The sequence below is a fragment of the Thermomonas fusca genome, assembly GCF_005862345.1.
GTDB classification, from domain to species: domain Bacteria; phylum Pseudomonadota; class Gammaproteobacteria; order Xanthomonadales; family Xanthomonadaceae; genus Thermomonas; species Thermomonas fusca.
Window position 1 is genome coordinate 49,478 of sequence record NZ_SROY01000007.1, and the last position, 15,128, is coordinate 64,605.

Here is a 15,128-nt window from a genome sequence, read left to right on the forward strand (position 1 = left end):
GGGAGGGAAAAGGGAGACTTCAGCGCAGCAACGCGGCCATGACGGCCTTCTGCACGTGCAGGCGGTTCTCGGCTTCGTCAATCGCAATACAGCGCGGGGAATCCATCACCGCGTCGGTGGCCTTCACGTTGCGGCGCAGCGGCAGGCAATGCGAGAACACGCCGTCGTTGGTCAGCGCCATCTTGGCTTCGTCGACGATGAAGTGCTTGAAGCGTTCACGGATCGGCTGTTCCGGTGCCCAGTTGCCGAAGTACGGCAGCGCGCCCCAGCTCTTGGCGTAGACCACGTCGGCGCCGCTGTACGCGCTTTCGATGTCGTGGCTGACCTGGAACGAGCCGCCGCTCTCGGCGATGTTCTGGTTGGCCCAGCCGAGGTAACGCTCGTCCAGCACGTACTCCGGGGTCGGGCACAGCAGGGTCACGTCCATGCCCATGCGGGTCGCGATCGTCAGCGCCGAGTTGGCCACGGCGGTGTTCAGCGGCTTCGGGTGGTAGGTCCAGGTCAGCACGTATTTCTTCCCGCGCAGGTCGTTGCTGCCGAAGTGCTCCTGCAGCGCCAGCGCATGCGCCAGCTCCTGGCAGGGATGGGTGATGGTCTCCATGTTGATGACCGGCACCGTCGAGTACTTGGCAAACGCCTTCAGCACGCGGTCTTGGCGATCCACCGCCCAATCGACGAACTTCGGGAACGCGCGCACGCCGATCATGTCGACGTAGCGCGCCAGCACCCGCGCCACCTCGGCGATGTGCTCCTCGGTATCGCCGTCCATCACCGTACCGAGGTCGAACTCGATCGGCCAGGCGTCCTTGCCGGGCTGCAGCACGATGGCGTGGCCGCCCAGCTGGAACGCGCCCAGCTCGAAGCTGGTGCGGGTGCGCATCGACGGGTTGAAGAACACCAGCGCGATCGAGCGCCCCTTCAATGCGTCGCCCAGCTTGTTGCGCTTGAACGCCGCGGCCTGCGCCAGCAGCGCGTCCAGATCGGCGCGGCTCCAGTCCTGGGTATTGAGGAAGTGCTTCATGGGGGGTGGGCTCGGTGGGAGGAAGTCTGGGGGCTGGCCGCTACTGCGCATCCTGCACGCCAAAACGCAAAAACCCAGCCTGGGGGCTGGGTTCGGATGGTGAAGCACGAGAACGCGTCCGGATTACCCAGCGGGATGTGAGGGTTCCGGTCGGCGCGCGCGCGACGTCATGCCGGAGGCCATCCGGGCGGAGTCAGCGTGGCGCGTGGCGAGGTGGGCGTTCATCGGGACGGAATGCTCGCATGCCGGCAGGCCCGGCGCAAGCGATCAGTCGAACGGCTGGGGGGCGATGGAAACCCGGATGCGCAGCCGGTTGCCGGGGTCGCGATCCATGCGGGTGCGGAACTTGCTGCCGCGGTACATGTAATCGACGTCGTAGGCGATGGTGCGGCGATGCTCCTTGAGCACCGGCTCCATCCGGCAGCTGCTGGCCTCTTCGGCCCTGTCGGCGGCGCTGCGGCTGCGCACCGCGCTCATCACCCGCGCCAGGGTGGCGCTGATGGCGGGCTCGCGCGGGTCGCAGACCCGTTCCATCGCGGTGGTGCGCAGGGTCTGGTAGACCGGTCGCACCGACAGCACCTGCGCGTAGTCGTAACGCACGTTCTCGGCCGGCAGCACCACCTCGCGCGGCGTGTCCTGCGCGAACGCCACGGCCGCCGCGAGCAGGCCCGCAGGCAGGCAGAACGCGGCGAGGTTGCGGGTGAAGGACATGCGCGGAGTTTATCGGCCCGCGGCAGCAACCGCCTGAATCGTCGCTGTCGCCGCGGCCGGTACTGCCCGCCCGCTACAATGGCGCACCCCACGCGCCCGCCGCCATGAGCCCTTCGACGACCTCGCTGCATCTCTACAACACCCTGAGCCGCCGGACCGAACCGTTCGCACCGCTGTCGCCCGACTGCCCGACCATGTACGTGTGCGGGCCCACCGTCTACAACTACGTGCACATCGGCAACGCCCGCGGGCCGGTGGTGTTCGGGGTGCTGGCCGCGCTGCTGCGGCGCCGCTACGGCGGTCTGCGCTATGCCCGCAACATCACCGACGTGGACGACAAGATCAACGCCGCTGCGAAGGAGCTGGGCACGCCGATCTCCACGATCACCGACAAATACGCCGCCGCCTACCGCGAGGACATGGCCGCATTGGGCGTTGCCGGCGAGTTCGCCCCGGATATCGAGCCGGCGGCCACCGCGCACATGCCGCAGATGATCGCGATGATCGAGCGCCTGATCGCCGATGGCCACGCCTACGCGGCGGAAGGCCATGTGCTGTTCGCGGTGGGAAGCTTCGACGGCTACGGCAAGCTGTCGCGCCGAGACACCGACGAAATGCTGGCCGGCGCGCGGGTGGAAGTGGCCCCGTACAAGCGCGACGCCGGCGATTTCGTGCTGTGGAAGCCCTCCAGCGACGACCTGCCGGGCTGGGAATCGCCCTGGGGCCGCGGCCGTCCGGGCTGGCACATCGAATGCTCGGCGATGGCCGAAGCGCACCTGGGCGAGACCATCGACATCCACGCCGGCGGCGTGGACCTTGCGTTCCCGCACCACGAGAACGAAGTTGCGCAGAGCGAATGCGCGCACGGCGGCAAGCCGTTCGCGCGGTTCTGGCTGCACAACGGCATGCTGAACTTCGGCGGCGCCAAGATGGCCAAGTCGGTCGGCAACATCCAGCGCGTGCACGACCTGGTCCAGCGGCACCCGCCGGAAGCGCTGCGCTACGCGCTGCTGAGCGCCCACTACCGGCAGCCGCTGGAATGGTCGGACGGGCTGATCGAGCAGTGCGTGCGCACGCTGGACCGGCTGTACGGAACCCTGCGCGATCTGGTCGATGTCGAAGCCGAGCCCGCCACCCCGACCAGCATCGAGGCCGCGCTGGACGATGACCTCAACACCCCGGCCGCGTTGGCGGAAATCGCCCGCATCGCCGGCGAGGCGCGCAAGGCCGCATCGGCTGAAGAAAAAGCCGCACTGAAAGCGCAGCTGCTGGGCGCAGGCAAGGTGCTGGGATTGTTGCAGCGGACTCCGGCGGAATGGTTCGCGCGCGGCGCTGACAATGGCGACGACGGCCGCATCCAGGGCCTGATCGACGAACGCATCGAGGCGAAGAAGTCCCGCGACTTCGCTCGCGCCGACGCCATCCGCCAGCAGCTGGCCGACGAAGGCATCCTGCTGGAAGACACGCCGCAGGGTGTCAGATGGGTGAGGAAGCGCGCATAGCCGGTGCCCTATCGGCACCGGCTGCGCTTCCGAACGCCCGGCCATCCATGGCCGGGCCGGATGATCCGAATCATGGATGCAGCGCCACGGATGGCAGCCAGCAAGTTTCCAGGAACGACATGACCAACACCCCCTTCCCGCTCGAACCCAGCGCCGCCGACGCCCAGGCCGCCATTGCCGATGAATTCGGCTTCTTCGGCGACTGGTCGGAGCGCTACCAGTACCTGATCGACCTCGGCCGCAAGCTGCCCGAGTTTCCCGACGCATGGAAGACCGAGGAGCACCGCCTGCAGGGCTGCCAGTCGCTGGTCTGGATCGTGGCCGAGGGCGACGCCGGCCGGCTCGATTTCCACTCGATCAGCGATTCGGCCATCGTCTCCGGCCTGGTCTACCTGGCGCTGCGGGTGTACTCGGGTCGCAGCGCGGCGGAAATCATCGCCACCGAACCGGACTACATCGCCTCCATCGGCCTGGCCAAACACCTTTCGCCGACCCGCAGCAACGGCATGGCCGCGCTGCTGGCCTTCATCCGCGAACGCGCCCGCGCCGCCCTGCCGGAATGAGCGCGGCGCCGGCCCCGCCGCTGCACAGCCGCGGCTTCCGCTGGCTGCTGCTGTACCGCATCTGCACCCTGCTGTCCTACCAGATCGTCGCGGTGACGGTGGGCTGGCACATCTACGAGCTCACCGGCGACCCGCTGGCGTTGGGCCTGGTGGGGCTGGCGGAAGTGGTGCCGTACTTCTGCATCGCCCCGTTCTCCGGCTATCTGGTCGACCACCTGCCACGGCGCAAGCTGGGCGCGGCCGCCTGCACCCTGCTGGCGATCAATGCCGGTGTACTGGCGCTGATCGCCGCCGGCGGGCTGTCCGTCCACGGCACCTGGCCGATCTATCTGGCGGTGGCGGTGGGCGGCATCGGCCGCTCCTTCCTCGGCCCGGTCTACAACGCGCTGTTCGCGCGGGTGCTGGCGCGCCCGCAGTTCGGCCGCGGCGCCAGTCTGGGCAGCGTGGTGTTCCAGGTCGGACTGGTGCTGGGCCCCGCCGCCGGCGGCGTGCTGGTGGGCTGGATGGGCAAGCCCGCGGCCTATGCGGTGGGAACGGGCTTCGCCCTGCTCGCGGCCGCCACCCTGCTGGCGACGCCGGTGTCCGAGCCGGCGCTGCCGCAGCAGCGCGGGCCGATCTTCCGCAGTATTGCCGAAGGCGCGCGCTTCGTCGCCGGCAACCAGATCATGCTGGGCGCGATGGCGCTGGACATGTTCTCGGTGCTGCTGGGCGGGGCGATGTCGATGCTGCCGGCCTTCATCAAGGACATCCTGCACGAAGGTCCGGAGGCGTTGGGCATCCTGCGCGCCGCCCCGGCGGTCGGCTCGATCATGATCGCGCTGTGGCTGACCCGCCACCCGCTGCAACGGCACGCCGGGCGGGTGCTGCTGCTGGCGGTGGCCTGCTTCGGCCTGTGCACGATGGCCTTCGCGCTGTCGCGGCACCTGTGGCTGTCGACCCTGCTGCTGGTGCTGTACGGCGTCTGCGACGGGGTTTCGGTAGTGATGCGCTCCACCATCATGCAGCTGGTCACCCCGGACGAAATGCGCGGGCGGGTGTCGTCGATCAACGGCATCTTCGTCAGCTCGTCGAACGAGATGGGCGCGTTCTACGACGGCGTGATGGCGCGGCTGATGGGGCTGGTGCCGGCGATGATCGTCGGCGGCTTCGTGACCCTGGGGGTGGTGGCCACCACCGCCCGGCTGGCGCCGCGACTGCGCCGGTTGGACCTGCGCGAACTGCAGTAACCGGCGCCGCCCGCGTTAAACTAGCCGCCTCGCAGCAACGCTCCACGGAATCCGCGCCATGCCCTTCGTCGTCACCGAAAACTGCATCAAGTGCAAGCACACCGACTGCGTCGAAGTGTGCCCGGTCGATTGCTTCCACGAAGGCCCGAATTTCCTGGTGATCGACCCCGACGAGTGCATCGACTGCACCCTGTGCGAGCCGGAATGCCCGGTCGGCGCGATCTTCCCGGAAGAGGACGTCCCCGCCGGCCAGGAACTCTTCGTCGGCCTGAATGCCGAACTGGCGAAGGAATGGCCGGTGCTGACCGTGCGCAAGGACCCGCCGGCCGACGCTGCGGAATGGGACGGCAAGCCGAACAAGCTGCCGCTGCTGGAGCGCTGAGCGCAACCAGCCCCCTGAGTCAGGGAGCGATTCGCGGCAAAGGCGCGAATGCGCGCTGCGCGAGACCCAGGGTTTGCATCGCAAACCCTGGGGGCAATTCAGGCAGCGCCTGATATCACGGCGCGATGGCCGCCTTGAGCAGACCGATCAGCTTGCCCGCCGCCTCGCCGCTGGGCGGCAAGCCGCGCGGATCCACCGCCGAGACATAAGTGCCGTCGCCGGCCTTGGTCACGCGCACCAGGAACTTGGCGTCCATATAGTCGACATCGTAGGTGCCGAGGATCTGCGCCTTGCTGGCAATCTTCACGCCGCTGGTGGCGGCCAGCACGTCGCCGACCTTGGCGAACACCGCGTCACGCTCGCCCGCGGCGTTGAAGCCCACCGGCGCAACCGCGCCCGGGCGGGCCGCCTGGGCGCCGGAAGCGGTGACGCTGTTGCCAGCGGTCGGCAGCGCCATCGCCCGGTCGGCGGCGGGACGGTCGAGATCCGGCGGCACTTCCAGCGGACGCGATTCGCCGCTCTGGGTGTACAGCTCGTTCTTCTTCTTGAACCAGTGGCAGCCGGACAGGCTGGTCGCCAGCAGGATGGCGACAAGCGGGGCGGCCGTGGACGCGCGGAACATGCGATGCATCTGGATCTCCTGTCAGGCCGCGTTGGCGCGGCTGCGTTGTTCGAGTTGGCGGATGGCCGCATGCAGGCGGCTGGCCTGTCCGGCATGCGCGGATGATAGCGGTTGCAGCGGCAGGCGCAGGCCGAATCCGATGCCGTCCAGCGCCAGCAGCGCCTTCACCGGGATCGGATTCGGCTCCAGGCCGAGGAAGTGGTAAAGCTCGGCCAGCATCTCGTCCAGCACCTGCGCACCGGCCGCATCGCCCTCGCGGGCAAGATCGCAGAGCCGGCGGAAGGTGGCCGGAACCACGTTGGAGGCCACCGACACCACCCCGTCGGCGCCGGCCAGCATGGCGCGCACGGCGGTCGGGTCATCGCCGCTGAGCACCGCGAAATCGTCGCGGCGCAGCGGCAGCAGCGCCTGCATGCGGTCTTCCTCGGCGCGGGCTTCCTTGATGCCGACGATATTGGCATGCACCGAGAGCTCGCCGACGGTGTCGGGCAGCATGTCGCAGCCGGTGCGGCCGGGCACGTTGTACAGCACCACCGCCAGCCCGCCGTCGTCGGCCACCGCGCGAAAATGCGCCAGCAGCCCGGCCTGGGTGGGTCGCACGTACGGCGGCGTCACCACCAGCGCGGCATCGGCGCCCAGTGCGGCCACGCGCCGGTTGAAACGGATGGTCTTGGCGGTATTGGACTGGCCGGTGCCGGCCAGCACCGGCATCCGCCCGGCCGCGAACTCCACTGCGACGCGCAGCAGGCGGTCGTATTCGTCGTCGAACAGGGCGGCGGCCTCGCCGGTGGAGCCGGCCACCACCACCGCCTGCGTGCCTGCTTGCAGTTGCGCCTGCAGCAGCCGCTCCCAGGCGGGAAAATCGATATCGCCGGCGGCCGTGAACGGCGTCGCCAGGGCGGTGATGCTGCCGGAAAGTCGCAAGGGCAAAGGCTCGGGCAAGGCGCCGCGCGGGACGCTGGGCGCATGGGGGGAACTCGCGTATGGCCTTGATCTTACTTGCGGCTCGAAAGCGCCGGCAAGTATGCTGGCGACCATGCGGCCATGTGCTGGCGGCATTTCCCCACGCCTGGATCATCCGCTTTGAGCAAAACCGCCGCCCCCCGGCCCCAGCCGAACGAGAACCACCTGCTGATCAACGCGTACACCACGCATCCGCAGTCGCCGCTGCTGGCGGTCACCCGCCGCATCTCCGACTCCGGCTGCAACCTGGTCGACACGCGGCTGGCCACGGTCGGGCGCGACGTCTCGGTCACCGCGTTGGTCACCGGTTCGTGGGACGCGGTGGCCAAGCTCGAGACCATGCTGACCAAGCTGGAGCGCGAGGAAGGGCTGAAGCTGGTGTGGTACCGCACCGGCCCGAAGGCGCTGCAGTCCAGCCTGCTGCCGTACGTGGTCGAAGTGATCGCCGCCGACAAGCCGGGCATCCTGTTCCAGCTGGCCGACTTCTTCGACCACCAGGGCATCACCATCGAGAGCCTGCACTGCTCGCGCTACCGGGCGATGCAGACTGGCGCCGACATGTTCTCGGCGCAGCTCACCATCGGGGTGCCGGCGGACATGCACATCGCCGCGCTGCGCGACGACTTCCTCGAGTTCTGCGACCATCTGAACCTCGACGCGATCATGGATCCGATGAAATACTGACGCCGATGATCGACACCGGCGACCGCATCCCCGATCTGCCGCTTGCGCTCGCCAGCGACAGGCCCGCCACGCTCGCCGACTACGCCGGCCAATGGCTGGTGCTGTATTTCTACCCGAAGGATTCCACTCCCGGCTGCACCACCGAGGGGCTGGACTTCAACGGCCTGCTGCCGGAGTTCAAGCGCGCCAATGCGGTGGTGCTGGGCGCATCGAAGGACTCGCTGAAGGCGCACCGGAACTTCTGCGCCAAGCAGGGCTTCCGGTTCGACCTGATCAGCGACCCCGACGGCACGCTTTGTGAAGCCTTCGGCGTGATCCAGCCGAAGAAGCTGTACGGCCGCGAATACGTCGGCATCGTCCGCAGCACCTTCCTGATCGACCCCGCCGGCGTGGTGCGCCAGAAATGGCAGCCGGTGAAAGTCCCCGGCCACGCGCGGGCCGTGCTCGACGCACTCAAGGCCGCACAGACCACGTGACCGCCTCCGTTTTCATCACACCCCACTGCCCCGCTTCGCGGGACGCGGTGGCCTGCTGCTGTCCGACCGAAAGGATTTCCGCATGACCCGGAGCAAGCGCATCTACGTCCTCGACACCAACGTGCTGATGCACGACCCCACCGCGCTGTTCAAGTTCGAGGAACACGATGTCTACCTGCCGATGCAGGTGATGGAAGAACTGGACAACGGCAAGAAGGGCACCAGCGAAGCCAGCCGCAACGCGCGCCAGGTCAGCCGCTTCCTCAACGAGTTGATCGAAGCCCACGGCAGCACCGACGTCACCCGCGGCATCGCCCTGCAGCGCCCCGGCGGGCTGCAGCTGCGCGGCGCCGCCAGCACCGGCTGCCTGCGTTTCCAGACCGGCAATTTCGATGCCGGCAAGCGGTTCGGCGCGGTGGTGCCGGACAACGCCATCCTCGGCGCGATCCTGGCGCTGAAGGAAACGCAGCCCGAGGCCGACGTGGTGTTCGTGTCCAAGGACATCAACCTGCGGATCAAGTCCTCGATCGCCGGCATCGTCAGCGCGGACTACGAGAACGACCGCGCGCTGGACGATTTCAGCCTGCTCTACACCGGCGCCACGCCGCTGCCGGAGGACTTCTGGCAGCGCCACGGCCAGGACCTGAAGTCGTGGACCGACAAGGGCCGCACCTATTACGAGATCACCCGCAGCGACGACGAGGACTGGTACCCCAACCAGTTCACCTTCCTCCCCGGCGACGAGCAGTCGGAGCTGAAGGTGGCCAAGGTGGAGGGCGACCGGGTCACCCTGCGGATCGTCGACGACTTCCGCCACGCCCAGCATTCGGTCTGGGGCATCACCGCGCGCAACCGCGAACAGAACTTCGCGCTCAACGCGCTGATGGACCCGGACATCGACTTCGTCACCCTGCTCGGCACCGCCGGCACCGGCAAGACCCTGCTGGCGCTGGCCGCAGGCCTGGCGCAGACCATGGACCAGCAGCGCTACCGCGAGATCATCATGACCCGCGCCACCGTCAGCGTGGGCGAGGACATCGGTTTCCTGCCCGGCACCGAGGAGGAGAAGATGACACCGTGGATGGGCGCACTGACCGACAACCTGGAAGTGCTGACCCACAACCAGGACGGCGGCGCCTGGGGCCGCGCGGCCACCAATGACCTGCTGGCCTCGCGGATCAAGATCCGCTCGATGAACTTCATGCGCGGGCGCACCTTCCTGTCGCGCTGGCTGATCCTGGACGAGGCGCAGAACCTCACCCCGAAGCAGATGAAGACGCTGATCACCCGCGCCGGCCCCGGCACCAAGATCGTCTGCCTGGGCAACGTCGAGCAGATCGACACGCCCTACCTCACCGAGACCACCTCCGGCCTGACCTACGCGGTGGATCGGTTCAAGAACTGGTCGCACAGCGCCCACGTGACGCTGCGCCGGGGCGAGCGTTCGCGGTTGGCGGACTACGCTTCCGAAGTGCTGTAACCCGCCTCGCGCGCTGCGTCCACGTGGCGCAGCGCGGTGGCAAGATCGCCGAAATAGACGGCGGGCCCCTCGCGGCGCACGATTTCCGCGCGCACCAGCTTGCGCAGCACGCGCAGGTTGGCGCCGCTAAGCAGCACTTCAACGCCGCGACGACGCAGGTTCTCGATGGTCGATTCCAGCCGCTTGAGGCCGGTTGCATCCACCAGCGGCACCCGCTCCAGCCGCAGCAGCACCCAGCGCGGCGGTTCCCGCGACCACGACAGCGCGCGCTCCAGCGAATCCACCGAGCCGAAGAAGAACGGCCCCTCGATGGCATAGACCAGCACGCCTTTCGGCAGCACCTCCAGCCCGGCCTCGGCCAGCTCCTGGCGCAGGCTGGCCTGGCCGTGTTCCACCACCGACACCGACGCGCTCATCCGACGCATGAACTGGAACATCGCCAGGATCACGCCGATGTTCACCGCCACCACCAGGTCGGTGACGATGGTCAGGACGAAGGTGATCAGCAGGATCGCCACGTCCGCGCGCGGCGCCTGCCGCAGCATCCGCAGGAAGCGGCGCGCTTCGCTCATGTTCCACGCCACCAGGAACAGGATCGCCGCCAGCGCGGCCAGCGGCACCTTGCCGGCATAGGGCGCCAGCACCAGCAGGATCAGCAGCAGGGTGATCCCGTGCACCACCCCGGCCAGCGGCGAGGTGCCGCCGTTCCTGATGTTGGTGGCGGTGCGGGCGATCGCGCCGGTGGCGGCGATGCCGCCGAACAGCGGCGACAGGATGTTGGCCACGCCCTGCCCGATCAGCTCCTGGTTGGAATCGTGGCGGGTGCCGGCCATGCCGTCGGCCACCACCGCCGACAGCAGCGATTCGATCGCGCCGAGCATGGCGATGGTGAACGCCGCCGGCAGCAGCTCCACCAACCGATCGAAGCCGACCTCGGGCAGCTGCAGCGCCGGCAGCGCGCGCGGGATGGCGCCGAAGGTGGATTCGATGGTGGCAACACCCTGCAGGTCGAAGACCATCACAACGGCGGTGGCCACGACCATCGCCAGCAGCGGGCCGGGCACGCGCGCCAGGCCCGGGATGCGCGCCCCCCACACCGCCAGCACGAGGCTGAGCAGGGCCAGCAGGGAGGTCGCCGGATGCAGGTGATTGAAGGACTGCAGCAGATGCCAGGTCTTCAGGTAGAACGGCCCTTCGCCGGGCGCCGGCAGTCCGAAGAAATACTGCCATTGGCCCACCCAGATGATCACCGCGATGCCGGCGGTGAAGCCCACGATCACCGGGTCGGGAATGAACCGGATCACCGCGCCCAGCCGTGCCAGCCCCATCGCCACCAGGATCACCCCGGCCATCAGCGTGGCCAGCAGCAGGCCGCTGACGCCGAACTTCGCCACCACCCCGGCCAGGATCACGATGAAGGCGCCGGTCGGGCCGGCGATCTGTATCCGCGAGCCGCCGAACAGCGACACCGCGATGCCGGCGATGATCGCCGTGTACAGCCCCTGCTCGGGTTTGACCCCGGACGCGATGGCGAACGCCATCGCCAGCGGCAGCGCCACCACCCCGACGATCACCCCGGCGGTGATGTTGGGCAGCCACTGGGCGCGCCGGAACAGCCCCGCGCGCGCGGCTTCGACCAGCGCGATCATGCCTGCTCCTCCGCCTTGAGCCGCACGCCGCGTCCGCCGCCGCTGCTGGCAGCGCGCTCGCCGATCAGCTCCACCCCGGCCGCATCCAGCGCGGCCACCACCTTGACCAGCGAATCGACCACGCCGCGCACATGTCCATGGCTGAGTTCCATGCGCTGGATGGTGGGCAGGGACAGGCCGGCCTTTTGCGCCAGCGTTTTCTGGTCGATGCCAAGCAGGGCGCGCGCGGCGCGCATCTGGGCTGAGGTGATCACGGGCTCTCCGCTCCGGCAATGCGATAGAAAAACAGCATATTTGATGTATGGAACATCAACATAGCCGTATTTTACCGGCATCCTGCAGACGAATCCGTCGTCCCCATCACGAAAAACCCCGCCGCCGCCAGGCGGCGACATCGGCAGGGTCATCGTGGGAAACGTCGCCGCACGAATGCGGCGACCGGTCTCACTGTCGGGATCGTCGGGCCTCAGGCCCGCGCGAACACCAGCGCGGCGTTGGTGCCGCCGAAGCCGAAGCTGTTGGACATCACCACGTCGAGCTTGGCATCCCGGCTCTCGCGCACGATCGGGAAGCTTTCTGCGCCGGGGTCGAGGTCGTCGATGTTGGCGGAACCGGCGATGAAGCCGTCGCGCAGCATCAGCAGGCTGTAGATCGCCTCGTGCACGCTGGCCGCGCCGAGCGAGTGGCCGGAGAGCGCCTTGGTGGACGAAATCGGCGGCACCGCATCGCCGAACACCTCGCGCACCGCGTTGAGCTCGACGATGTCGCCCAGCGGCGTGGAAGTGCCGTGGGTGTTGAGGTAGTCGACCGGGCGGTTCACGCCTTCCAGCGCCATGCGCATGCAGCGCACCGCACCCTCGCCGCTCGGCGCCACCATGTCGGCGCCGTCGGAAGTCACGCCGTAACCGACCAGCTCCGCGTGGATGCGCGCGCCGCGCGCGACCGCGTGGTCCCAGTCTTCCAGCACCAGCATGCCGCCGCCGCTGCCGATGACGAAACCGTCGCGGCCGGCGTCGTACGGGCGCGAGGCCGTTTCCGGTTCGGCGTTGCGGGCGGACGACAGTGCGCCCATCGCGTCGAACATCACCGTCATCGTCCAGTCCAGGTCCTCGCCGCCGCCGGCGAACACGATGTCCTGCGCGCCGTGGCGGATCAGGTCGGCGCCGGCGCCGATGCAGTGCGCGGAGGTGGCGCAGGCGGCGCTGATCGAATAGCTCAGGCCCTTGATCTTGAACGCGGTGGCGAGGTTGGCCGACACCGTGGAGCACATCGTGCGCGGCACCATGTACGGGCCGACCTTGCGCACGCCGCGGTCGCGCAGGATGTCGGCGGTCTCCACCTGCCAGCGGCTGGAACCGCCACCGGAACCGGCGATCAGGCCGGTGCGCGGGTCGCTGACCTGCGCCTCGGACAGGCCGGCATCGGCGATCGCGTCACGCAGCGCCACGTAGCTGTAGGCCGCGGCGTCGCTCATGAAGCGCTTCAGCTTGCGGTCGATGACCGCGTCGAGGTCCAGGTCCACCGCGCCGCCGACCTGGCTGCGCAGTCCGCGCTCCACCGAGTCGGGCAGCGTGCGGATGCCGGAGCGGCTTTCGCGCAGCGCGCGCGAGACGCTGTCCAGGTCGTTGCCGAGACAGGAAGTGATGCCCATGCCGGTGATGGCGACGCGACGCATGTCAGAAGCTCTCCGTGGAAGTGAACAGGCCTACCCGCAGGTCCTTGGCGGTATAGATCTCGCGGCCATCGACCAGGGTGCGGGCGTCGCCCTGCGCCACCACCAGCTTGCGGTTGATGACGCGGGTGACATCGATCTCGTAGGTCACCACCTTGGCGGTGGGCAGCACCTGGCCGGTGAACTTCACCTCGCCGCAACCCAGCGCGCGGCCGCGGCCGGGCGCGCCCAGCCAGGTCAGGTAGAAGCCGACCAGCTGCCACATCGCGTCCAGCCCCAGGCAGCCGGGCATCACCGGGTCGCCGAGGAAATGGCACTTGAAGAACCAGAGGTCGGGATGGACGTCCAGTTCGGCGCGGACGAAACCCTTGCCGTGGGCCCCGCCGTCGTCGCTGATGTCGACGATCCGATCGAACATCAGCATCGGGTCGGCCGGCAGGCGGGCCAGGCTGTTCGGGAACAACTCGCCGCGTGCGCTGGCCAGCAGCTGTTCGCGGTTGAACGATGAAGCGCGGGTCATGGAATGGCCCTAGGGGGAAACTCCCGATTGTAAACATGACAGCCGCGCGATACCTAGGCGTATGCCGGTTCCGCAACGCGGTTCCGGTTTGTCCGGGTAAAACGACTGCAAACGTGTGCACCGCAACACCCGGCACCAAAGCATTTAAGCTGCGGTAGAACGCCCCTGCCGGAAAATCCCCCGTGTCGCAAGCCACGCCAGCTTCGCTGCTGACCATTTTCGGCGCCACCGGCGATCTTGCCCGGCGCATGCTGCTGCCCTCGCTGTACAGCCTGCAGGCCGAACACCTGCTGCCCGACGGCATGCGCATCCTAGGCACCGCGCGCAGCGAGCTGGACCGGGAAGGATTTTCCAATCTGGTGGCCGCCAGCATCGCCGAGCGCATCCCCGCCGCCGAACGCAGCGACGAAGCCCTGCGCGGGCTGCTGGAACGGCTGGACTACTGCGCCGCCGGGGCCGACGACGACGCTTCGATGCAGGCGCTGGCCGGCCGGGTGGATGCGCTGCGCAACGGCGACGTGCTCTACCACATGAGCACCGCGCCCCGGTTCTATGGCCCGGCCTGCCAGGCGCTGGCCGCCAACGGCGTGGCCGGCCCGGGCACGCGGGTCATGCTGGAGAAGCCGATCGGCAAGGACCTGGCCTCTGCCATCGCGATAAACGACAGCGTTGCCATGGCCTTCGACGAGGAGCGGATCTTCCGCACCGACCACTACCTCGGCAAGGAAGGCGTGCAGAACCTGATCGCGCTGCGCTTCGGCAATTCATTGTTCGAGCCGCTGTGGAGCGCCCGCCATATCGAACAGGTCCAGATCACCGTCGGCGAGACGGTCGGCGTGGAGGGCCGCGGCGACTACTACGACGATTCCGGCGCGCTGCGCGACATGCTGCAGAACCACCTGCTGCAGCTGCTGTGCCTGGTGGCGATGGAACCGCCGGCGCGGTTCGAGCCCACCGCGGTGCGCAACGAGAAGATCAAGGTGCTGCGCTCGCTGCGGCCGATCGACCGCGGCAACGTCGGCACCGAATCGGTGATCGGCCAGTACACAGCCGGCGCCAGCGAAGGCCGGGTGGTGCCGGGCTACGCCGAAGAACTGGGCCGTGCCAGCCGCACCGAAACCTTCGTCGCCCTGCGCGCGCACGTGGACAACTGGCGCTGGTCGGGCGTGCCGTTCTACCTGCGCACCGGCAAGCGCCTGCCTTCGCGCAGCACCGAGATCTACATCCAGTTCCGCAAGGTGCCTTATTCGATCTTCGGTGGCCCGGCGGACACCGACATGCGGCCGAACGGGTTGCTGATCAAGCTGCAGCCGGAGGAGCGCATCGAGCTGGACCTGATGAGCAAGACCCCGGGTCTCGATCGCGCCGGCCTGAGGCTGTCGCAGGTGGCGCTGGACCTGGACTTCCACGAGGAATTCCTCAACTCACGCAAGCGCATCGCCTACGAACGCCTCTATCTGGATGCCATCGAAGGCAACGGCACCCTGTTCGTGCGCCGCGACGAAACCGAGGCCGCATGGCAGTGGGTGGATGCCATCGCCGATGGCTGGCGCGACGCCGGCATGCTGCCAAAGCCCTACCCGGCTGGCACCTGGGGGCCGGGCGCGTCGGTATCGCTGGTGGATCGCCTCGGCCACGGCTGGCGCGAATAGCCACG

General features: G+C 68.4%; 16 protein-coding genes. 8 read left to right on the forward strand and 8 right to left on the reverse strand.

What is annotated here, in order from left to right:
- Positions 1-19 precede the first annotated feature (19 nt).
- Positions 20-1,021: an N-acetylornithine carbamoyltransferase gene (locus E5S66_RS12610; RefSeq protein ID WP_138349785.1), complete on the reverse strand. Its 1,002-nt coding sequence runs from the start codon at positions 1,019-1,021 to the stop codon at positions 20-22.
- 267 nt (positions 1,022-1,288) lie between these two features.
- Positions 1,289-1,732, reverse strand: coding sequence for a hypothetical protein (locus E5S66_RS12615; protein WP_138349787.1), 444 nt, complete (start codon positions 1,730-1,732; stop codon positions 1,289-1,291).
- Between the two features lie 104 nt (positions 1,733-1,836).
- On the opposite strand from E5S66_RS12615, the gene cysS reads away from it, so the two are divergent.
- From cysS to fdxA, 4 genes are all read left to right on the forward strand, one after another.
- Positions 1,837-3,234: a cysteine--tRNA ligase gene (gene cysS, locus E5S66_RS12620; protein WP_138349789.1), complete on the forward strand. Its 1,398-nt coding sequence runs from the start codon at positions 1,837-1,839 to the stop codon at positions 3,232-3,234.
- A 119-nt stretch (positions 3,235-3,353) separates the two neighbouring features.
- Positions 3,354-3,797, forward strand: coding sequence for a SufE family protein (locus E5S66_RS12625; RefSeq protein ID WP_138349791.1), 444 nt, complete (start codon positions 3,354-3,356; stop codon positions 3,795-3,797).
- Positions 3,794-5,023, forward strand: a complete 1,230-nt coding sequence (locus E5S66_RS12630; protein WP_138349793.1) for an MFS transporter — start codon at positions 3,794-3,796, stop codon at positions 5,021-5,023. Before E5S66_RS12625 ends, E5S66_RS12630 begins: the two co-directional genes overlap by 4 nt.
- A gap of 58 nt (positions 5,024-5,081) precedes the next feature.
- Positions 5,082-5,405 carry a ferredoxin FdxA gene (gene fdxA / locus E5S66_RS12635; protein ID WP_028838780.1) on the forward strand — a complete coding sequence of 108 codons (324 nt, stop codon included), beginning with the start codon at positions 5,082-5,084 and terminating at the stop codon, positions 5,403-5,405.
- A 115-nt stretch (positions 5,406-5,520) separates the two neighbouring features.
- Here fdxA and E5S66_RS12640 read toward each other — a convergent pair whose 3' ends face one another.
- The gene (locus E5S66_RS12640; protein ID WP_246037234.1) at positions 5,521-6,036 is read right to left on the reverse strand and encodes a hypothetical protein; all 516 of its coding nucleotides are present in this window, start codon (positions 6,034-6,036) and stop codon (positions 5,521-5,523) included.
- A gap of 12 nt (positions 6,037-6,048) precedes the next feature.
- The gene (dapA, locus tag E5S66_RS12645) at positions 6,049-6,951 is read right to left on the reverse strand and encodes a 4-hydroxy-tetrahydrodipicolinate synthase (protein WP_138349795.1); all 903 of its coding nucleotides are present in this window, start codon (positions 6,949-6,951) and stop codon (positions 6,049-6,051) included.
- Between the two features lie 120 nt (positions 6,952-7,071).
- On the opposite strand from dapA, the gene E5S66_RS12650 reads away from it, so the two are divergent.
- From E5S66_RS12650 to E5S66_RS12660, 3 genes are all read left to right on the forward strand, one after another.
- The gene (locus E5S66_RS12650; protein ID WP_138349797.1) at positions 7,072-7,674 is read left to right on the forward strand and encodes a glycine cleavage system transcriptional repressor; all 603 of its coding nucleotides are present in this window, start codon (positions 7,072-7,074) and stop codon (positions 7,672-7,674) included.
- A gap of 5 nt (positions 7,675-7,679) precedes the next feature.
- Positions 7,680-8,150: a peroxiredoxin gene (locus tag E5S66_RS12655; protein ID WP_138349799.1), complete on the forward strand. Its 471-nt coding sequence runs from the start codon at positions 7,680-7,682 to the stop codon at positions 8,148-8,150.
- Positions 8,151-8,232: 82 nt separating this feature from the next.
- Positions 8,233-9,630, forward strand: a complete 1,398-nt coding sequence (locus E5S66_RS12660; RefSeq protein WP_138349801.1) for a PhoH family protein — start codon at positions 8,233-8,235, stop codon at positions 9,628-9,630.
- Here E5S66_RS12660 and E5S66_RS12665 read toward each other — a convergent pair.
- The 4 genes from E5S66_RS12665 to fabA are packed head-to-tail and all read right to left on the reverse strand — an operon-like array spanning position 9,609 to position 13,471.
- Positions 9,609-11,279: a SulP family inorganic anion transporter gene (locus E5S66_RS12665; RefSeq protein WP_138349803.1), complete on the reverse strand. Its 1,671-nt coding sequence runs from the start codon at positions 11,277-11,279 to the stop codon at positions 9,609-9,611. The two genes, E5S66_RS12660 and E5S66_RS12665, sit on opposite strands and share 22 nt — an antisense overlap.
- Positions 11,276-11,686 (reverse strand): helix-turn-helix domain-containing protein, encoded by a 411-nt coding sequence (locus E5S66_RS13810; RefSeq protein WP_246037235.1) that lies wholly within the window; start codon positions 11,684-11,686, stop codon positions 11,276-11,278. The genes E5S66_RS12665 and E5S66_RS13810 overlap by 4 nt, the downstream gene beginning before the upstream one ends.
- A 59-nt stretch (positions 11,687-11,745) precedes the next feature.
- On the reverse strand, positions 11,746-12,954 hold the full coding sequence (fabB, locus tag E5S66_RS12675; protein ID WP_028838788.1) for a beta-ketoacyl-ACP synthase I: 1,209 nt from the start codon (positions 12,952-12,954) through the stop codon (positions 11,746-11,748).
- A gap of 1 nt (position 12,955) precedes the next feature.
- Positions 12,956-13,471 (reverse strand): 3-hydroxyacyl-[acyl-carrier-protein] dehydratase FabA, encoded by a 516-nt coding sequence (gene fabA, locus E5S66_RS12680; protein ID WP_028838789.1) that lies wholly within the window; start codon positions 13,469-13,471, stop codon positions 12,956-12,958.
- Positions 13,472-13,653: 182 nt separating this feature from the next.
- Here fabA and zwf point away from each other — a divergent pair, with 182 nt between their 5' ends.
- Positions 13,654-15,123 carry a glucose-6-phosphate dehydrogenase gene (gene zwf, locus E5S66_RS12685; protein ID WP_138349805.1) on the forward strand — a complete coding sequence of 490 codons (1,470 nt, stop codon included), beginning with the start codon at positions 13,654-13,656 and terminating at the stop codon, positions 15,121-15,123.
- The last annotated feature ends 5 nt before the right edge of the window (positions 15,124-15,128 follow it).